The 18,010-nt window shown below is 70.2% G+C and carries 17 protein-coding genes; 8 read left to right on the forward strand and 9 right to left on the reverse strand.

The annotated features are described in order from the left end of the window. Positions 1 to 379: 379 nt before the first annotated feature. A complete protein-coding gene (locus tag ACFY0U_RS15440; RefSeq protein ID WP_388635377.1) occupies positions 380 to 1,021 on the reverse strand; it encodes a DNA-3-methyladenine glycosylase in 642 nt (213 codons plus the stop codon). Between the two features lie 156 nt (positions 1,022 to 1,177). Between ACFY0U_RS15440 and ACFY0U_RS15445 the strand changes: the two genes are divergently transcribed. From ACFY0U_RS15445 to ACFY0U_RS15455, 3 genes are all read left to right on the forward strand, one after another. After that, the gene (locus ACFY0U_RS15445; protein WP_388635379.1) at positions 1,178 to 1,960 is read left to right on the forward strand and encodes a sporulation protein; all 783 of its coding nucleotides are present in this window, start codon (positions 1,178 to 1,180) and stop codon (positions 1,958 to 1,960) included. A 43-nt stretch (positions 1,961 to 2,003) separates the two neighbouring features. Then, on the forward strand, positions 2,004 to 2,543 hold the full coding sequence (locus tag ACFY0U_RS15450) for a YbhB/YbcL family Raf kinase inhibitor-like protein (protein ID WP_388635381.1): 540 nt from the start codon (positions 2,004 to 2,006) through the stop codon (positions 2,541 to 2,543). Between the two features lie 156 nt (positions 2,544 to 2,699). After that, the gene (locus ACFY0U_RS15455; protein ID WP_388635383.1) at positions 2,700 to 3,206 is read left to right on the forward strand and encodes an HNH endonuclease; all 507 of its coding nucleotides are present in this window, start codon (positions 2,700 to 2,702) and stop codon (positions 3,204 to 3,206) included. 141 nt (positions 3,207 to 3,347) lie between these two features. Here ACFY0U_RS15455 and ACFY0U_RS15460 read toward each other — a convergent pair whose 3' ends face one another. The 3 genes from ACFY0U_RS15460 to ACFY0U_RS15470 form a co-directional block, all read right to left on the reverse strand. Next, a complete protein-coding gene (locus tag ACFY0U_RS15460; RefSeq protein ID WP_388635385.1) occupies positions 3,348 to 4,289 on the reverse strand; it encodes an SPFH domain-containing protein in 942 nt (313 codons plus the stop codon). A 132-nt stretch (positions 4,290 to 4,421) separates the two neighbouring features. Continuing rightward, entirely contained in the window at positions 4,422 to 4,856 is a 435-nt protein-coding gene (locus tag ACFY0U_RS15465) for an NfeD family protein (RefSeq protein ID WP_388635387.1), read from the reverse strand. A gap of 102 nt (positions 4,857 to 4,958) precedes the next feature. Next, complete coding sequence (locus ACFY0U_RS15470; RefSeq protein WP_388635389.1) at positions 4,959 to 5,756, reverse strand: ABC transporter ATP-binding protein; 798 nt, start codon at positions 5,754 to 5,756, stop codon at positions 4,959 to 4,961. A 138-nt stretch (positions 5,757 to 5,894) separates the two neighbouring features. Here ACFY0U_RS15470 and ACFY0U_RS15475 point away from each other — a divergent pair, with 138 nt between their 5' ends. Continuing rightward, positions 5,895 to 6,683: a hypothetical protein gene (locus ACFY0U_RS15475; protein WP_388635391.1), complete on the forward strand. Its 789-nt coding sequence runs from the start codon at positions 5,895 to 5,897 to the stop codon at positions 6,681 to 6,683. 190 nt (positions 6,684 to 6,873) lie between these two features. Here ACFY0U_RS15475 and ACFY0U_RS15480 read toward each other — a convergent pair whose 3' ends face one another. From ACFY0U_RS15480 to ACFY0U_RS15495, 4 genes are all read right to left on the reverse strand, one after another. Continuing rightward, positions 6,874 to 7,113, reverse strand: a complete 240-nt coding sequence (locus ACFY0U_RS15480) for a chaplin family protein (RefSeq protein ID WP_388635393.1) — start codon at positions 7,111 to 7,113, stop codon at positions 6,874 to 6,876. Between the two features lie 192 nt (positions 7,114 to 7,305). Continuing rightward, on the reverse strand, positions 7,306 to 7,551 hold the full coding sequence (gene chpE / locus ACFY0U_RS15485; RefSeq protein ID WP_307032609.1) for a chaplin ChpE: 246 nt from the start codon (positions 7,549 to 7,551) through the stop codon (positions 7,306 to 7,308). Between the two features lie 157 nt (positions 7,552 to 7,708). After that, positions 7,709 to 8,350 carry a response regulator gene (locus ACFY0U_RS15490; protein WP_388635395.1) on the reverse strand — a complete coding sequence of 214 codons (642 nt, stop codon included), beginning with the start codon at positions 8,348 to 8,350 and terminating at the stop codon, positions 7,709 to 7,711. Then, positions 8,343 to 9,521 carry a GAF domain-containing sensor histidine kinase gene (locus ACFY0U_RS15495; RefSeq protein WP_388635397.1) on the reverse strand — a complete coding sequence of 393 codons (1,179 nt, stop codon included), beginning with the start codon at positions 9,519 to 9,521 and terminating at the stop codon, positions 8,343 to 8,345. The genes ACFY0U_RS15490 and ACFY0U_RS15495 overlap by 8 nt, the downstream gene beginning before the upstream one ends. Before the next feature lie 188 nt (positions 9,522 to 9,709). Between ACFY0U_RS15495 and ACFY0U_RS15500 the strand changes: the two genes are divergently transcribed. The 3 genes from ACFY0U_RS15500 (at position 9,710) to ACFY0U_RS15510 (ending at position 12,604) form a co-directional block, all read left to right on the forward strand. Next, positions 9,710 to 10,405 (forward strand): SDR family NAD(P)-dependent oxidoreductase, encoded by a 696-nt coding sequence (locus tag ACFY0U_RS15500; RefSeq protein ID WP_388635399.1) that lies wholly within the window; start codon positions 9,710 to 9,712, stop codon positions 10,403 to 10,405. 73 nt (positions 10,406 to 10,478) lie between these two features. Next, entirely contained in the window at positions 10,479 to 11,603 is a 1,125-nt protein-coding gene (locus ACFY0U_RS15505; protein WP_388635401.1) for an S-adenosylmethionine:tRNA ribosyltransferase-isomerase, read from the forward strand. 269 nt (positions 11,604 to 11,872) lie between these two features. Then, entirely contained in the window at positions 11,873 to 12,604 is a 732-nt protein-coding gene (locus ACFY0U_RS15510) for a transglycosylase SLT domain-containing protein (protein WP_388635403.1), read from the forward strand. A gap of 96 nt (positions 12,605 to 12,700) precedes the next feature. On the opposite strand, the gene ACFY0U_RS15515 is transcribed toward ACFY0U_RS15510, so the two are convergent. Continuing rightward, positions 12,701 to 15,232 (reverse strand): FHA domain-containing protein, encoded by a 2,532-nt coding sequence (locus tag ACFY0U_RS15515; protein ID WP_388636245.1) that lies wholly within the window; start codon positions 15,230 to 15,232, stop codon positions 12,701 to 12,703. Between the two features lie 250 nt (positions 15,233 to 15,482). Here ACFY0U_RS15515 and ACFY0U_RS15520 point away from each other — a divergent pair, with 250 nt between their 5' ends. Then, complete coding sequence (locus ACFY0U_RS15520; RefSeq protein WP_388635405.1) at positions 15,483 to 17,828, forward strand: streptophobe family protein; 2,346 nt, start codon at positions 15,483 to 15,485, stop codon at positions 17,826 to 17,828. The last annotated feature ends 182 nt before the right edge of the window (positions 17,829 to 18,010 follow it).

Raw genomic sequence — 18,010 nt, forward strand, 5'->3', positions numbered from 1 at the left:
ATTTTTGGCACGCTGTTGAGTTCTCAAGGAACGGACGCTTCCTTTGTACTCACCCTCTCGGGCTTTCCTCCGGGCTTTTCCCTTCGGTCTTGCGTCTCCGACTCTATCAGACCCTTTCGGTGTCCGATTCCCTGTCGGTCGGGATTTGTCTGGGGCTTTCGGCTTTCGCCTGTCGGCCTTTCGACATTCACTACGTTAGCCCATCCGCTCGGCAACTCATAATCGAGTTCCGCGAGTTCGAATTCAGGCATGCAGGCACACCGAATTCACCCTCGCTGAGAGGATGTCGTAGGTAGTGGTTTGGCCGCTTCCGGCTGCTGACGTACGCAGTACCCGGTTCAAGCGGCTCGGGCCACATTACGCACCCCGCAAGGGCGCGTCAACTTGAGCGACGCCTCGGCGTATGGGCCCGATAAGGGCTGACCGTCGGGTCGTTGGCGACCCAGAAGCGCCAGGGGTGGACGCCCCCGTCGCCGGACACCCCGGTGCGGGGACCGTTGCGTACCTGGTCGGAGGCGATCGGGGTACCGGCGAGGACCCTCAGTGGTGTGTCGCCCGAGGCACACGCGTCCGTGCCGTCCAGAGGGCGGGACACGTCCAGGGCCGTGGCCAGGCGTGCGGGGCCTTTGGCCAGTTCCTTGTCATTTCGGGCCGAGAGTCGACGTTTACGGGCGAGCTCGGCGCCCTCGACGATCTCGCCGGCGCGGAGCAGGACCGCGCCGGCCGTGCCGTCCGGACCGCACACCAGGTTCATGCAGTGCCACATGCCGTAGGTGAAGTAGACGTACACATGGCCGGGCGGACCGAACATCACGTCATTGCGGGCCGTGCGGCCGCGATAGGCGTGGGAGCCGGGGTCGTTCTGACCGTCGTAGGCCTCCACCTCTGTAAGGCGGAGGGCGATCGGACCGTCCGGGGTGGTGCGTACGAGGATGCGGCCGAGGAGGTCGGGGGCGACTTCCAGTACGGGCCGGTCGAAGAACTCGCGTGGGAGGGGCGTACGGTCGGGGGTCGCGATCATGCCGTCCGAGGGTAGTGCAGACGGGTGGCTGCTACGGGGTGGTCAGGGGGCGTTCGCCTTGCAAGGGTGAGGGCGCGGAACCGGCCACGGCCGGATCGCGTTTGTATGGATCAAGGATCCACGCACAAGAAGCAGGACGACGTAAGAGGGAGAGTCATGGCGTTCAAGAAGCTGCTCGCGAGCCTGGGGGCCGGCGGGGCTTCGGTCGAGACGGTGCTGACCGAGGTCAATGTCGTTCCGGGTGGTGTCGTCCAGGGCGAGGTGCGGATCCAGGGTGGGTCCGTGGACCAGCAGATCGAGGGGCTGTCGGTCGGCCTTCAGGCCAAGGTCGAGGTCGAGAGCGGCGACCAGGAGTACAAGCAGGACATCGAGTTCACCAAGCAGCGGCTCGGCGGTGCCTTCGAGCTGAAGGCGAACGCCGTGCACGCGGTGCAGTTCGGGCTCGAGATCCCGTGGGAGACGCCGATCACGACGATCGACGGCCAGCCGCTGCGCGCTATGCACATCGGGGTGACCACGGAGCTGGAGATCGCTCGTGCGGTGGACTCCGGTGACCTGGACCCGATCAACGTGCACCCGCTGCCCGCGCAGAAGGCGATCCTGGATGCCTTCATCCAGCTGGGCTTCCGGTTCAAGAACGCGGACATGGAGCGCGGTCACATCCGGGGTACGCGGCAGAAGCTGCCGTTCTACCAGGAGATCGAGTTCTTCCCGCCGCAGCAGTACCGCGGTATCAACCAGGTCGAGCTGAGCTTCGTGGCCGATCAGAACGCCATGGACGTCGTGCTCGAGATGGACAAGAAGCCGGGGCTCTTCAGCGAGGGCAGCGACACCTTCCGCTCCTTCCAGGTGGGTCTGCACGACTACCAGAGCACCGACTGGGCGGCTTACCTCAACCAGTGGCTCTCCGAGGTCGGCAGCAAGCGCAACTGGTTCTAGGCTCGGGACTGCTGATTCCGTTGATCGATCAGGAGGTACCGAGGTGACCGAGCTCAAGCGGCGGCCTCTCCCCCATGACTTCCACCCGCCCGTCCCGTCGTTCACGGTGACGAGTGAGGACATCGAGGAAGGGGCGACGCTCAAGGACGCTCAGGTGTACGCGGCCGGCAACACCTCGCCGCAGCTGCGGTGGGAGGGCTTTCCGCCGGAGACCAAGAGCTTCGCCGTGACCTGCTACGACCCTGACGCCCCGACGGGCAGCGGGTTCTGGCACTGGGTGCTGTTCGACATCCCGGCCTCGGTGACCGAGCTGCCGGTGGGTGCGGGCAGCGGCAAGTTCGAAGGACTGCCCGAGGGTGCCGTACAGGCGCGCAATGACTACGGCAGCAAGGACTTCGGTGGGGCCGCGCCGCCGCCTGGGGACGGACCGCACCGGTATGTCTTCACGGTGTACGCGGTCGACCAGGAGAAGCTCGGGCCGGATGCCGACGCCTCTCCCGCCTTCGTGGGCTTCAATCTGAGGTTCCACGCGATCGCGCGTGCGCAGCTGATCGGTGAGTACGAGAACCCCGAACAGAGCTGAGCAAGCCCAACGTTCATGGAACGTTTGCCCGCCCCTGGTCTTGGAAGTGATCAGGGGCGGGCACTTTTTATTTCGTTGTCCATCTCGGCGTGCCCGGCCAGAGTTGATCCCAGTCCGCCGAGGGGTGGGCGGGTGCACACGGGAGGTGGGCTGGTCATGCGGGACACGCTGGTACTGAACGCGAGCTTCGAGCCGCTGTCGACGGTGACGTTGAACCGTGCCGTCGTTCTGGTGCTTCAGGACAAGGCCGTCGTCGAGCAGTCCCACCCCGAACTGCGTATGCGCGGAGCCGCGGTCGACATACCGGCGCCCCGGGTGATCAGGCTGTGCAGGTATGTTCGGGTGCCGTTCCGAAGACAAGCGCCGTGGTCCAGGCGGGGTGTGCTGGTCAGGGACCGGCACCGGTGCGCGTACTGCGGCCGTAGGGCGACGACTGTGGACCACGTGGTGCCACGGGCGCAGGGTGGTCAGGACTCCTGGCTCAACACGGTGGCTTCCTGCGCGGAGGACAACCACCGTAAGGCTGACCGGACTCCGGAGCAGGCGGGTATGCCGTTGCTGCGGCAGCCGTTCGAGCCCAGCCCTGCCGATGCGATGCTGCTGTCGCTGGGGAACGAGGAGTTTCAGGCGCTGCCTGACTGGCTGGCTCGGGATGCTGCGTAGCGCCTAGTGGGGTGCCGAGACCTGCTTGGTTGCGGCTGCGGGTTCGTCGTGGCTTGTCGCGCAGTTCCCCGCGCCCCTGGGCACGTATAGGGGCCGCCTTCCTGAAAGGCGGCCCCCATTGTCGTACGGACGACTTCGGCGTCAGTCGATCGACGGCTTCTCTCGGCGTTCCGTGCCCGAGCCGCCGCTTCCTCCTGAACCGCCGCCCAGGTTGCCGAAGTTGCCCATGGCGCCGGAGAGGCCCTTGAGGGCGTCGCCGATTTCGCTGGGGACGATCCAGAGCTTGTTGGCGTCGCCTTCGGCGATCTTGGGGAGCATCTGGAGGTACTGGTAGGAGAGGAGCTTCTGGTCGGGGTCGCCGGCGTGGATGGCCTCGAAGACCGTGCGGACGGCCTGGGCTTCGCCCTCTGCGCGCAGGGCCGCGGCCTTGGCCTCACCTTCGGCGCGCAGGATCTGGGACTGCTTCTCGCCCTCGGCGGTGAGGATGGCCGCCTGGCGCGTGCCCTCCGCCGTGAGGATCGCGGCGCGCTTGTCGCGGTCGGCGCGCATCTGCTTCTCCATCGAGTCCTGGATGGAGGTCGGGGGCTCGATCGCCTTCAGCTCCACGCGGTTGACCCGGATGCCCCACTTGCCCGTGGCTTCGTCGAGGACGCCGCGGAGGGCCGCGTTGATCTCCTCGCGGGAGGTCAGGGTGCGTTCCAGGTCCATGCCACCGATGATGTTGCGGAGGGTGGTGACCGTCAGCTGCTCAATTGCCTGGATGTAGCTGGCGACTTCGTAGGTCGCGGCCCTCGCGTCGGTCACCTGGTAGTAGATGACCGTGTCGATGTTGACGACCAGGTTGTCCTGGGTGATCACCGGCTGCGGCGGGAACGGGACGACCTGTTCGCGCAGGTCGATGCGGTTGCGGATGGTGTCTATGAACGGGACGACGATGTTGAGGCCCGCGTTGAGTGTCCGCGTGTAGCGGCCGAAGCGCTCGACGATCGCGGCGCTGGCCTGTGGGATGACTTGGATGGTCTTGATCAAGGCGATGAAGACCAACACCACCAGAATGATCAAAACGATGATGACCGGTTCCATCGTCGCTTCCCCGTACCTCTCTCCGCCTCGGCGCTTTCGGAAGATCTTATGGTTGTTGAAGATCTTGCTGGTCGAGTCTGACAGACCGTCGTGTACCTCGTGGGGTGTTCGCGCCACTTGCATCGTGCGAGGTCACATGATGATCGCCGTGGCCCCCTCGATGTCCACGACGTCCACTTCCTGACCCACTTCGTAGGCACGGCCGGTGTCGAGAGCGCGGGCCGACCAGACCTCTCCGGCGAGCTTGATCCGGCCGCCGCCGGTGCCGTCGACGCGCTCCGTCACCACGGCCTGCTTCCCCTTCAACGCCTCGATGCCAGTGGCGAGTTGGGGTCGCTGGGAGCGATGCCTGGCCGCGACGGGCCGTACGACGGCGATGAGGGCGATCGAGACGACCGCGAAGACGAGGACCTGGACCACCACGTCGAAGCCGAGTCCGGCCATGATCGCGGCGGCGACGGCGCCCACGGCGAGCATTCCGAACTCCGGCATGGCTGTGACCACGAGCGGGATGCCGAGGCCTGCCGCGCCGATGAGCCACCACACCCATGCGTCGATGTCGTTCACATGGTCATGGTAGTTCCGCAGGTCCCGCCGCGGACAGGGCGCAGTTCGGGTCTGCACGGGGTTCTTACCCGTGAACTCCCTTGCGGTGACGGTGAGAAGGCCTCAGGACAGCGGCAGGCCCTGTGCCGTCCAGCGCTCGCCGACCTGCTCGACGACGAGCGGGAGGCCGAAGCAGAGGGAGAGGTTGCGGGAGGTGAGTTCGAGCTCCAGCGGGCCCGCGGCGAGGACCTGGCCCTGGCGGATCATGAGGACGTGGGTGAAGCCGGGGGCGATCTCCTCGACGTGGTGAGTGACCATCAGCATCGAGGGGGCGATCGGGTCGCGGGCGAGGCGGCCGAGTCGGCGTACGAGGTCCTCGCGGCCGCCGAGGTCGAGGCCGGCGGCGGGCTCGTCGAGGAGCAGCAGCTCGGGGTCGGTCATCAGGGCGCGGGCGATGAGGGTGCGCTTGCGCTCGCCTTCGGAGAGCGTGCCGAACTTGCGCTCCAGGTAGTCGCTCATGCCGAGACGGTCGAGGAAGGCGCGGGCGCGCTGCTCGTCGATCTCGTCGTAGTCCTCCTGCCAGGTGGCCGTCATGCCGTAGGCGGCCGTCAGCACGGTCTCCAGGACGGTCTGGCGCTTGGGGAGCTTGTCGGCCATGGCGATGCCGGCCATGCCGATGCGCGGGCGGAGCTCGAAGACGTCGGTGCCGGGCTTGCCGAGGGTCTCGCCGAGGATCGTCGCGGTGCCCTTGCTGGGGTAGAGGTAGCTGGAGGCGACGTTCAGGAGGGTGGTCTTGCCGGCGCCGTTGGGGCCGAGGATGACCCAGCGCTCGCCCTCCTTGACCGACCAGGAGACCTGGTCCACCAGAGCCCGGCCCTCACGGACCACGGATACGTCCTCAAGCTCCAGAACATCGCTCATGAGCGCGTTGTCTCCCCTTGCAGTCTGACCGGTCTCGGCGTCTCGGCTGTCGCGTGCGCGTTTGAGCGCAGCCCTCAACGAAATCTACGCCACCGGTCGGCCCGTCCAATCCATCGGTCCGGTCCTTAGGGTGGGGGCATGCTCTCGGAACCACGCTCTGGACGTCTTGCCTCTTGGGGAAATGGCCTTCTTGCCGGACTTGTCTCGCCTGACGACGCCGTACTCGCGATCGTGGGTGAGGACGCCGTGCACCGGGTGGAGGGGCTGCCGGGTGAGTCGGCGCCCGTCGGACTCACGCTCGCGCTCGGGCGGTTGCGGGCGCTCGGGGTGACGGGGTTGCGCGTCGCGCTGCCCGCGCCCGGGCATCCGCTCGGATTGAGCGGGCCGCCGGAGTTCAATGCGCGGGCGCTGGAGGCCGAGGAGGCGGTGGTCTGCCACGGGGCCGCGCTCGGGTTGGTGCCGGAGGTGTACGAGGCCGGGCCGTCCGGTGATGTGCATGTCGAGGTGGTGTGGCATGTGCTTCCGGTGCGGGAGGCGCCGCCCGCGGACGTGCCGTCGCTGGGCGAGGCGGAGCGGGAGCTGGCGGAGGCGTTGCGGGATGCCACGGAGGTGCTGACGCGGCTGGATGTGGCCGGGTCGGGACCGGTGGCCGCGGCGGCGATCGATGCGTATCGGGCTCGGTCCGAGCGGGAGCGGGAGGTGCTCGCGCCGGGGTATCCGCCTCGGGCGGTGCGGGTGCTGGAGCTTGCGCAGCGGGTCGGGTTGTTGATTTCCGTCGCGTCCGAGAACGGGCATGGCGCCGCGGTGACCGCCGGAGAGATGGCGGCGCGGGCGGAGGCGTTGCGGCCGGTGGAGCGGGTGGCTCGGCGGGCGCAGGTCGCGGCTTACAACGCGTATGTGGAGGAGCGGGAGCGTGGGGTGCGGTAGCAGGTGCGGCGGGGTGTGGGTGCGCGGCTGATCGCGGGCTGCGCCGAGCGGTCCGAGGGAAGCGGGGAACCGTGCGATCAGCCCCCACGCGCCCGTGGACGAGCGACCGTCCGCGCGTACCGCACGCACAGCGAGGGGCCCCGCCAGTCGCCCTTGACTCGCGGGGCCCCTCGTCGGTCGGGACCCGACGTCAGTCGTTCACGCCCTGGTTGCCGAAGGCGGGGTTGAGCAGGCCGATGATGTCGACCGCGTTGCCCACGACGTTGACGGGGACGTGCACGGGGACCTGGACCAGGTTGCCCGAGGCGACGCCCGGCGACTTCACGGCCGCGCCGTCGGCACCCGCGTCGGCGACGGCGGCACCGGCGCCGGCACCCGTGGCGATACCGGCGACGGTGAGGGCCACGGCGGCCTTCTTGGCGATGTTCATGAGAAGCGTTCCTCCTGCGTTTGCGTAACCGACCCGGCCGCGGGTCGTGCGCTGATCAACGCAGGTACGTGGGGGAACGGTACGGAAAGTGGACCGCGACTGCCCGTTCGGGTCATTGGGCCGACAAACTGACCGGCCCCCCAGGAGTGAGTGCCTGGGAGGCCGGAGGTCACTGCCGCTCCGTGGCGGAGGTCAGCGGTTGATGCCCAGGTTGCCGAACGCGGGGTTCAGCACACCGATGACGTTCACGCTGTTGCCGACCGCGTTCACCGGAACGTGCACCGGGGCCTGGACGAGGTTGCCCGAGATGACGCCGGGCGAGCCGACGGCCTTGCCGTCGGCGTGCGAGCCGTCGGTGGCGGAGGCCATACCGGCACCGGCGGCGACCAGCCCGCCGGCCACCATCGTCACGGCCGCTACCTTCTTCAGGTTCTTCACTTCTGAGCCCCTCCTAGCGATTGCCGCGGCAGTCGCCGCAGCACGCACTGGAGAACGGTGGAGATCCACGAAGGATGCGCCATCCGGGGGACATTCCCACGACGGTATGAATCTCACTCCGGAGCGGAACCCTCCGTATTGCCGTCCGCCCCATGGATCAACCGGTCACTCCATGACGTACCGCCCACAGCGCGGCCTGGGTGCGGTCCGCCAGGTCGAGTTTCATCAGGATGTTCGAGACATGGGTCTTGACGGTCTTCTCGGACAGGACGAGGGCGCGGGCGATCTCGCGGTTCGAGCGGCCGTCCGCTATCAAGGTGAGGACCTCGCGCTCGCGTTCCGTGAGCGAACCCGCCCTTCCCTGGCCGTTGTTGGCCTCCTCCTGGGAGAGCAGGGCGCCCGCGACCTCCGGCTGGAGCAGGATGTGCCCGGCATGGACGGAGCGGATGGCGCCGGCGAGGGCGTCCGGGTCGACGTCCTTGTAGACGTATCCCGCGGCGCCCGCGCGCAGCGCCGGGACCACCGTGCGCTGTTCGGTGAAGCTGGTGACGATCAGCACGCGCGCGGGGTTGTTCAGTTCGCGGAGCTTGCGCAGCGCGTCGACGCCGTCCATGCCCGGCATCTTGACGTCCATGAGGACGACGTCGGGCTTCAGTTCCTCGGCACGGGCGACCCCCTCGGCGCCGTCGGCGGCCTCGCCTACGACCTCGATGTCGTCCTGCACTTCGAGGAAGGTACGCAGTCCGCGGCGGACCACCTGGTGGTCGTCGACGAGCAGCACCTTGATTGCGTCAGCCACCAGGGACCTCCATCTCGATCGTGGTGCCCTTGCCGGGCGCCGAATCCACGGTCAGCACTCCGCCGACCCCGCCGGCCCGGTCCCGCATGGAGACCAGTCCGAGGTGGCGGCCCGCGCGGCGGGTCTGCTGCGGGTCGAAGCCGCTGCCGTCGTCGGTGACCCGCAGCACGACTCCGCCGTCGCGCCGGGCCAGCGTCACGTCGACCTGTTCGGCCCCGGAGTGCCGCAGGGCGTTGTGCAGGGCCTCCTGGGCGACGCGCAGGACGGCCTCCTCCTGGGAGGCGGGCAGGGCGCGGACACCGCGGCTGTCGAAGGTCACGTGCGCGCTGTGGGCGCGGTCGAGGACGTGGACCTGGGTGCGGAGGGTGGCGATGAGACCGTCCTCGTCGAGGGCCGCGGGGCGCAGCTCCACGACGGCGGCGCGCAGTTCGTCGGCGGCCTCGGCGGCGAGCGCGGCGACCTGTTGCAGCTCGCCCTTGGCGCGTGAGGGGTCGCGGTCGACGAGGGCGGCGGCGGCCTGGGCGGTGAGGCGCAGGGAGAACAGCTTCTGGGCGACCGCGTCGTGCAGTTCGTGCGCCAGGCGGGAGCGTTCCTCGGCGATGGTCAGTTCGCGGCTGCGCTCGTACAGGCGGGCGTTGGTCAGGGCGATCGCGGCGTGCTGGGCGAGGATCGAGAGCAGCTCCTCGTCCTCCTGCGTGAAGCCGCAGCTGCCGTCCGGCTTGGGGCACGGGGGGTGTGGGGGGTTTCCCCCCACAGGACGCAGCTTGTTGGCCAGGAACAGGGCGCCGATGACCTCGTCGCCGTCGCGGATGGGCAGGCCCAGGAAGTCGGACATGTCGGGGTGGGCCGCGGGCCAGCCCTCGAAGCGGGGGTCCTTGCGCACGTCGGCGAGGCGTTCGGCCTTCGCCTCCTGGAGCATCGCGGCGAGGATGCCGTGCTGGCGCGGGAGGGGGCCGATGGCCTTCCACTGCGCGTCGCTGACGCCGTCGACCACGAACTGGGCGAAGCCTCCGTGGTCGTCCGGGACACCGAGCGCCGCGTACTGCGCGTCGAGCAGTTCGCGGGCCGAGGCGACGATTGTCTTGAGGACGTCGCGCACCTCTAGATGCCTGCTCATGGCCAGCAGCGCGGAGCTCACCGCCGCCAGGCCGGACCTGGGTCCTTGACTCATGCCCTCACGGTACCGGCGGGGTGTGACAGTCCGTATCGGACCTGTGGCGGCGGCCGCCTAGGGCGGTGGGCCTAGGGCCAAGGGCCCCGCTGTCTCGCGACCCGCGTCCGACGCGGCCGGGGCGGTCCGGTTCCTAGGTTGAGATCACGCCGGTCAGCAGGCGTCGGGAACGACAAGGGGACGTGGTCATGTCGGTAGCGATCATCACGGGGGCCTCGAAGGGTCTGGGGCGGGCGCTCGCCGAGGCGCTGGCCGCGCGCGGCTGGGATCTGGTGCTCGACGCCAGAGGCGCGGAGGCCCTCCGGGAGGCGGCGGAGGGGCTGGAGAAGTACGGCACGCGCGTGGCGGCACTGCCGGGGGACGTCACGGACGCCGGGCACCGGGGTGAGCTGGTGGCGGCCGCGTGGCGGTTCGGCGGGGTCGATCTGGTGGTGAGCAATGCCAGCGCGCTGGGCGCCGAGCCGCTCGTACGGCTGGACGAGCTGCCCCTGGAGGGGCTGCGGCGGGCGCTGGAGGTGAACGTCGTGGCCGCGCTGGGTCTGGTCCAGGAGGCGCTGCCGCTGCTGCGGGCGTCGGAGGTCGGGGCGGTGATCGCGGTCAGCTCGGACGCGGCCGCCGAGGCGTACGAGACCTGGGGCGGCTACGGGGCGTCGAAGGCGGCCCTGGACCACCTCGTGGCGGTCCTGGGCGTGGAGGAGCCCGGGCTGAGGGTCTGGGCGGTCGACCCCGGGGACATGGCCACGGAGCTGTACGCGACGGCCGTACCGGACGACGACGACCCGCGGCCCGACCCGGCCGACGTGGTCCCGGGCTTCCTGCGGCTGCTCGACGAGCGCCCGGCGAGCGGCCGGTACACCGCGCCGGCGCTGGTGGAGGAGCGATGAGAGCGGCACGGCACGCCTCGGACCAGCGGTGGGCGCGTGTCCCGGCCAGCGTGCCCGGACACCAGGAGGGGCGATGACGACGGTTCTGCACGTCCCGGAGGAGTTGTCCGCCCGGGTCCCTGTCGAGCAGCGTGGGCCGGGGCTGGATCGGGACGCCGTACGGCTGCTGGTGTCGCGCGGTGGCGCGGTGTCGCATCACGCGTTCGCGGAGCTGCCGCGGTTGCTGCGGGCCGGGGACCTGCTCGTCGTCAACACGTCGCCGACACTGGCCGCGGCCGTAGACGGGTGGATCGGGCACGCACGCGTGGTGGTGCACTTCTCCACGCGCGGGGACGACGGGCGGTGGGCGGTCGAGCTGCGGGATCCCGACGAGCGGGGCACCACGCGTGCGCGTGCGGGCGGCCCGGCGGGGACGGAGGTGCGGCTGCCCGGGGGTGTGCGGCTGCGGCTGGAGGAGCCGCTGAGCGCGGCGAGCGGGCGGCTGTGGTGGGCGCGGGTGTCGGGGGCCGGGGGCGTCCCGGGACCGGCGGCCGCCGACGCCGGAGCCTGGGTCGTCGGGCTGTTGCGGGAGTACGGGCGGCCGATCCGTTACTCCTACACCGAGCGCGATCAGCCCCTCTCCGTCTACCAGACCGTGTTCGCGCTGCCCTCCCCCGACGGGACCGGCAGTGCGGAGATGCCGAGTGCCGCCCGGCCTTTCACGGCGCGGCTGGTGGCGGAGCTGGTGAGTCGGGGGGTGCAGTTCGCGCCGGTCACGCTGCATACCGGGGTGGCGTCGGCGGAGGCGCACGAGGCGCCGTATCCGGAGCGGTTCGCGGTGCCGGAGGCGTCGGCGCGGCTGATCAACGCCGTGAAGGCGGGGGACGGCCGGGTCGTCGCCGTCGGGACGACCGCCGTACGGGCGGTGGAGTCCGCGGTCGGCGCCGACGGGGCCGTACGCGCGCGTGAAGGGTGGACGGATCTCGTGGTGACCCCGGAGCGCGGGGTGCGGGCGGTGGACGGGCTGCTGACCGGGCTGCACGAGCCGGAGGCCTCGCATCTGCTGATGCTGGAGGCGGTGGCCGGGCGGGCGGCGATCGACCGCGCGTACGCCGAGGCGCTGCGCGGGTCGTACCTGTGGCACGAGTTCGGGGACGTGCATCTCATCCTCCCGGAGGAGAGTCCTCACACAGAGCATTGCTGTCGCAACTGCTGGTGAGACTGTTACGCCTCCGATGTGAGCCCGCACATAGGGCACACATCACGTACGAAGGTGGATAGGAGATAAACCGGTCCCTGGTGAGCGGGGCAGACGTTCCTGTCTGTCCCGTTTTGCCCTTACCCGGTCAACTACCCGGGATCGTACGTCACACCTTTGCCACACATTTTTGCGGCCGCTAAGAATGGCAGCCGTCGCTCACCGCCGCGGGTTCCGCCCGCGGCTTTTGCACGAAGAGCGACCTCCGCGCTATTCGAAGAGGTCCCCGCATGTCCAAGAAGAGCCACAGTCGCGCGCTGACCAAGCGCCACAAGGTCGCCCTCGCCGGTGTCGCCACGCTCGGCGCCGCCGCCCTCGCGTTCTCCGCCGTTCCCAGCAACGCGGAGACGACCACGAGCGAGGCCGCCTCCTCGGCGAAGGTCGCGTACAGCTCCGAGCAGCTCAAGGGCCTCCAGTCGGACGTGACCGAGCAGCTCGCCGACACCAGTCTGCAGACCCAGGCCGCCAAGGCCGCCGCCGCGAAGAAGGCCGCCGCCAAGGCCGCCTCCGAGGCCGCCGCGAAGAAGAAGGCGGCCGCGGCCGCGGCCGAGAAGAAGGCCGAGGCCGAGCGCAAGGCGAAGGAGGCCGCGAGCCGCTCCGCCAAGCGCGTCGCCGTCCAGCCCGTCGCCGCGAAGACCTACGCCAACAACCTCGACGGCTGGATCAAGGAGTCCCTGGACATCATGAAGTCCAAGGGCATCCCGGGTACCTACAACGGTCTGTACCGCAACATCATGCGGGAGTCCTCGGGCAACCCGAACGCGATCAACAACTGGGACATCAACGCCATCAACGGCACCCCGTCGATCGGTCTGCTCCAGATCATCAAGCCGACCTTCGACGCGTACCACGTCTCCGGCACCCCCTTCAGCCAGTACGACCCGGTCGCCAACATCGTCGCCAGCGCCAACTACGCCGCCGACAAGTACGGCTCGATCGACAACGTCAACGGCGCGTACTGAGGCTGCGCGGACCTCTCGTACGCCTGCGTAAGGCGAAGCACGCCAAAGGGCGGCACCCCCACCGGGGTGCCGCCCTTCACCGTCGTACGGACGCGACTACTTGCGCATGACCTCGGGCTCGTGGCGGCGCAGGAAGCGGGCCACGAAGAAGCCGCAGATCACGCCGAGGACGATCAGGGCGGCCATGTCCATGCCCCAGGCGCCAAGGGTGTTCTCCCACAGCGGGTCGTTGCTGTCGCCCTTGGCCGGCGGGCTGATGTTGTTGAAGTCGAGCGTGGCGCCCGCGGCGGCGACCGCCCAGCGCGACGGCATCAGGTACGAGAGCTCGTTGACGCCGACCGAGTTGGCCAGCGGGAACAGACAGCCCGTGAAGACGACCTGGACGATCGCGAACATGACCAGCAGCGGCATGGTCTTCTCGGCGGTCTTCACCAGGGCCGAGATGATCAGACCGAACATCATGGCGGTGAAGCCCAGCGCCATGATCGGGATGCACAGCTCCAGCAGGATCGGGACGCCGGGGAGCAGCCCCTCGTCCGGGACCTTGCGGCTGGAGAAGCCGATGACGCCGACCATCAGGCCCTGCAGCACGGTGACGAAGCCGAGCACGAACACCTTGGACATCAGGTACGCGGACCGGGACAGGCCGGTCGCGCGCTCCCGCTCGTAGATGACCCGTTCCTTGATCAGCTCACGGACGGAGTTGGCGGCGCCGGCGAAGCAGGCGCCCACCGCGAGGATCAGCAGGACGGTGAGGGCGGTGCCGTTGGCGACGGGCTTGCCGGTGTTCGGGTTGATCTCCGTGTTGACCAGGAGGTCCTTGCCCTGGTCGATGAGGAGGCTCACCGAGCCGAGGACGAGCGGCAGGATCACGGTCAGGGCCAGGAAGCCCTTGTCGGAGGCGATGACCGAGACGTAGCGGCGCACCAGCGTGACGAACTGGGACATCCAGCCCTGCGGCTTGGGCGGCCGCATCGCCTGCATGGGCGGCATCTGTACGGACTGCGGCGCGACGGCGTCGATGTCCGCGGCGTACATCTGGTAGTGCTGCGAGCCCTTCCAGCGTCCCGCCCAGTCGTAGTCGCGGTAGTTCTCGAAGGCGGAGAAGACGTCGGCCCAGGTGTCGTAGCCGAAGAAGTTCAGCGCCTCCTCGGGCGGGCCAAAGTAGGCGACCGCACCGCCGGGAGCCATCACGAGCAGCTTGTCGCAGATCGCCAGCTCGGCCACGGAGTGGGTGACGACGAGGACCGTACGGCCGTCGTCGGCGAGGCCGCGCAGCAGCTGCATGACATCGCGGTCCATGCCCGGGTCGAGGCCCGAGGTCGGCTCGTCCAGGAAGATCAGCGACGGCTTGGTCAGCAGCTCCAGGGCCACCGAGACACGCTTGCGCTGGCCACCGGAGAGGGAGGTGACCTTCTTCTCCTTGTGGATGTCCAGCTTCAGCTCGCGCAGTACCTCGTCGATACGGGCCTCACGCTCGGCGCCGGTGGTGTCGGCGGGGAAGCGGAGCTTGGCCGCGTACTTGAGGGCCTTCTTGACGGTCAGCTCCTTGTGCAGGATGTCGTCCTGCGGGACCAGACCGATGCGCTGGCGCAGTTCGGCGAACTGCTTGTAGAGGTTCCGGTTGTCGTAGAGGACGTCGCCCTGGTTGGCGGGCCGGTAGCCCGTCAGCGCCTTGAGCAGCGTCGACTTGCCGGAACCGGAGGGGCCGATGACCGCGATCAGCGACTTCTCCGGGACGCCGAAGGAGACGTCCTTGAGGATCTGCTTGCCGCCGTCGACCGTGACGGTCAGATGGCGGGCCGAGAAGGAGACCTCACCGGTGTCGACGAACTCCTCGAGGCGGTCGCCCACGATCCGGAACGTCGAGTGACCGACACCGACGATGTCCGTCGGGCCGAGCAGTATCGAGCCGCCCTTGGCGATCGGCTGGCCGTTGACGTAGGTGCCGTTGTGCGAGCCGAGGTCGCGGATCTCCATGCGCCCGTCGGGCGTCGAGTGGAACTCGGCGTGGTGACGGGAGACCTGCAGGTCGGAGACGACCAGTTCGTTCTCCAGGGCACGGCCGATCCGCATCACGCGGCCGATCGAGAACTGGTGGAACGTGGTCGGGCTGCGGTCGCCGTAGACCGGCGGCGCCCCCGCGCCGTCGCCGGGGCCCTGCTGCTGCGGAACCTTCCCGACAGAGGGCTGTTGCTGCGGCTGCTGCCAGCCGGCCTGCGGGGCCTGCTGGTGCGGCGGGGCCTGCTGGGCCCAGCCGGGGTTCGCGGCCGGGGCACCACCTTGGGCGCCCTGGGCGGCGTACGGCTGCGCCTGCGGCTGTGCGGCCGGGGCCGAGGTGCCGGAGAGGCTCACCCGCGGTCCGTCGGTCGCGTTGCCGAGGTGGACCGCCGAGCCGGGACCGAGCTCCAGCTGGTGGATCCGCTGGCCCTGCACGAACGTGCCGTTCGTCGAGCCGTGGTCCTCGATGGCCCAACTGCGGCCGTTCCAGCTGATCGTGGCATGCCGCCAGGACACTCTGGCGTCGTCGAGCACGATGTCACCCTGCGGATCGCGTCCGAGGGTGTAGGGCCTGGACACGTCTAGCGTCCAGGTACGTCCATTCAATTCCAGTACGAGTTCCGGCACTCCATGCCCCATGAGTAGTCCCCCGAGTTACCCCCAACACAGGGAGTCTAGGGATGTCGAACATCGTCGGGAACTATTTCAGGCTCCGCCCCCTGACCGAAAGTCGGGCCTTGTGAAGACCACGCGCACACGCTTCGACCGGTTCCGTTGACGGGGTTGAAACCGACCCGGAGAGTGGTAATCCACGCGAGGGGGACATGCGCGGCGATCGGCCGCGCCGCGGATCGGGGGGTCTGCCATGAGCGCGTCCATGAGCATCGGGACCACGAAGCACGGCTCGAAGTTGCCGTGGGGAGACATCCTGCTGTCCGCGATCGCCGCCGTGAGCTGGGCGTTGATCGGGATGGCGGGCGTCGCCGCACTCGGCCTGCACCTGCTGGAGGCCGACTCGGCGGCATCGCTCGGCCCGATGACCGCGGCGGTAGTGGCGCTTGGGGCGGGTGGTTCGGTGACACCGTCCGGCGATGTGTCCGCTTTCGGCTTGACGGGCGCGGAGGCGGCGACGGCCATCGAGATCACGCCATTGGGTGTGAGCCTGGTCGGGGCGCTCCTTTTGTCATGGTTCTTCCTACGGTCCTTACGGGCGGCCGGAGTTGTCGTCGCACCGGCCGAACTCCTCGCGCGCGCGGGTGCGGTGGTCGCGCTCTTCGTGGCCACGCTGGGCGGGCTGGCCTGGGCGGGCCACGACGTCATCACGATCGACGGCAGCGCGCTCGGCCTCGACGACCTGCCCGGCGGCGGTGGAGGGGGCGGGGGGCTCGAGATCCCCGGCCTCGGCGATGTCGGGGACATCGGTGGACTGCTCCCCGACCAGATCGGCGACCTGGTCGACGCGAAGGCGGCGGTCGGCTTCACGGTGGACACGGTGCCGACGCTCCTCGGGGGCCTGGTCTGGTCGGCCGGCGTCCTGCTGATCGCCCTGCTGGCCTCGCGCCGCACACCGTTGCCTCGCGGCTGGGACGCGGTGCATCGCGTCGTACGCCCCGCGGTGTCCGCCCTGGTGACGGTCCTGCTGGTCGCGGTGGCGGCGGGGCTCGCGGCGGCGGCGTACGCCTCGATCGGCGACGATCACCCCAAGCGGATCGCGGGCGCGGCGCTGCTGGGCACACCCAACGGCACCTGGCTGGGCATCCCGATCGGTCTGTTCGTGCCGTGGGACGGCCGCGCGACGGGTCCGCTGGCCAACTTCCTCCCCCACCCCCTGGACGACCTCCTGAGCTCCGAACGCGACCAGTCCGTGTCGCTGTCGCGGCTCGCGGAGCTGGACGGGCGGGTGTGGCTGCTGGGGGTCGCGGCGGTGATGATGATCCTGCTCGCGGGGGTCCTGACCGCGGTGCGGACGCCGGTGGGGGTACCTGTCCCGGGGTCGGCGCAGGCCGGGGGCCCGGCGGGTGTACGAGGTTCAGGGGGCGACACGGGGAGTGCGCGGGGACGGGATTCCGGTGCCCTCGGTTTCGCCGGGCGCTGTGCGTTGCGGCTGGGGATCGTGACGGCGTTGGCGTTGCCGTTGCTCGCCTGGATGACGGAGGTGTCCGTGGACGCCTCGCTGTCGGTGCTCGGGTTCGACGCGTTCGGGGCCGGCATCGAGCTGCACGGGCAACTGGGTATGGCCCTGCTTCTCGGTGCCCTGTGGGGCGCGGGTGCGGGCGCCGTCGGTGCGCTGCTCGCGCGGGCGACCGGGGCGGCGGGGAACCGGGCGGCGCCGCTGGCGCTGAGTGGTGCGGGCGGGGTGCCGGGCGGCGGGCAGCCGCCGTACGCGGGCGGGGCCGGGGCGTATCCAGGGGCGCCCGGGCGGTACCCGGGCGAGTCCGCGCCGGTGTCGCAGCCGGGGCCTTCGCAGGGGGCGCCGTACGCGGGGACGTCGGGGGCGGACCCGTACTCGGGCGATTCCCGGGGTGCGCCGCGCGGGGGCGGGGCCGGGGCGATGCCCGCGGCTGGCGAGTCCGGACCGTATACGCCGGGTGCGCCGTACCGGCCCCCGAACCCTGCCACCAATCCCTACCTCCAGGTGCCGGAGGAGCTGCGGGAACCGGAGGATGCGCGACCGCCTCGGGACGCACCGCCCGGACGCGGACGGCCACCGGGCCGAGAGGCGCAGTCCGCGGAAGGCGGCAGGCGACCGGGGACGCCTCCCCCCAGGCAGGGCTACTCTCCTCCGGGTCCGCCGCCGGGGCAGGGGGCCGCGCCCGGGGAGGGCAGCTGGCGGCGGCCCGGGACGCCCCCTCCGGGGCAAGGACGCTCACCTTCCAGCGCACCGCCGGGGCAAGGGGCCGCGCCCGGCGAGGGCAGCCGGCGGCCCGGGACGCCCCCTCCAGGGCAGCCTCGCTCGCCCTCGGGCGCACCGCGGGGGGCGCGGCCCGGTGAGGGCGCCTGGCGGGGTGAGGGCGATCCGGTTGCCGGGGGTGTGCGACCGTCCGGTGACGACGAGTCGCCGCCGGACGGTGACGACATGTACGGGGCGCCCACCGTGGTGCGTCCCATCGAGCCGCCGCCTCGGCGTGCACCCGGAGGTCGCGAGCCGTCCACGCCCGACGGCGGTCCTCCGCCGCCACCGCCGCCTCCTCCCCCGCCGGGGAGGCCGAAGGGACGGAGGTGACGCGGGCCGAGGTGGTCCGTTCCGGACGCACGGGAGCGGGGGCCGGCCCCGGCGGTTCCACGGCCTGCGCCGTCCCGGTCCCCGGCACGCCGGCCGCTTGGCCGGTAACCGTCGGTCCGGTCGCCCGACATGTGCCCATAGAGTCGTAGCCGCCACGTAAGGCACCCGCCACTTGAGCGACG

The organism is Streptomyces sp. NPDC001536 (genome assembly GCF_042894505.1).
Taxonomy (GTDB): Bacteria; Actinomycetota; Actinomycetes; order Streptomycetales; family Streptomycetaceae; genus Streptomyces.

Bases quoted from the DNA above. Each gene is read 5' to 3' on its own strand.
- ACFY0U_RS15455 (WP_388635383.1), top strand. From the start codon at position 2,700: ATGCGGGACACGCTGGTACTGAACGCGAGCTTCGAGCCGCTGTCGACG.
- ACFY0U_RS15510 (WP_388635403.1), top strand. From the start codon at position 11,873: ATGTCCAAGAAGAGCCACAGTCGCGCGCTGACCAAGCGCCACAAGGTC.
- ACFY0U_RS15500 (WP_388635399.1), top strand. From the start codon at position 9,710: ATGTCGGTAGCGATCATCACGGGGGCCTCGAAGGGTCTGGGGCGGGCG.
- ACFY0U_RS15475 (WP_388635391.1), top strand. From the start codon at position 5,895: ATGCTCTCGGAACCACGCTCTGGACGTCTTGCCTCTTGGGGAAATGGC.
- ACFY0U_RS15520 (WP_388635405.1), top strand. From the start codon at position 15,483: ATGAGCATCGGGACCACGAAGCACGGCTCGAAGTTGCCGTGGGGAGAC.
- ACFY0U_RS15470 (WP_388635389.1), bottom strand. From the start codon at position 5,756: ATGAGCGATGTTCTGGAGCTTGAGGACGTATCCGTGGTCCGTGAGGGC.
- ACFY0U_RS15505 (WP_388635401.1), top strand. From the start codon at position 10,479: ATGACGACGGTTCTGCACGTCCCGGAGGAGTTGTCCGCCCGGGTCCCT.
- ACFY0U_RS15440 (WP_388635377.1), bottom strand. From the start codon at position 1,021: ATGATCGCGACCCCCGACCGTACGCCCCTCCCACGCGAGTTCTTCGAC.
- ACFY0U_RS15480 (WP_388635393.1), bottom strand. From the start codon at position 7,113: ATGAACATCGCCAAGAAGGCCGCCGTGGCCCTCACCGTCGCCGGTATC.
- ACFY0U_RS15495 (WP_388635397.1), bottom strand. From the start codon at position 9,521: ATGAGTCAAGGACCCAGGTCCGGCCTGGCGGCGGTGAGCTCCGCGCTG.
- ACFY0U_RS15445 (WP_388635379.1), top strand. From the start codon at position 1,178: ATGGCGTTCAAGAAGCTGCTCGCGAGCCTGGGGGCCGGCGGGGCTTCG.
- ACFY0U_RS15460 (WP_388635385.1), bottom strand. From the start codon at position 4,289: ATGGAACCGGTCATCATCGTTTTGATCATTCTGGTGGTGTTGGTCTTC.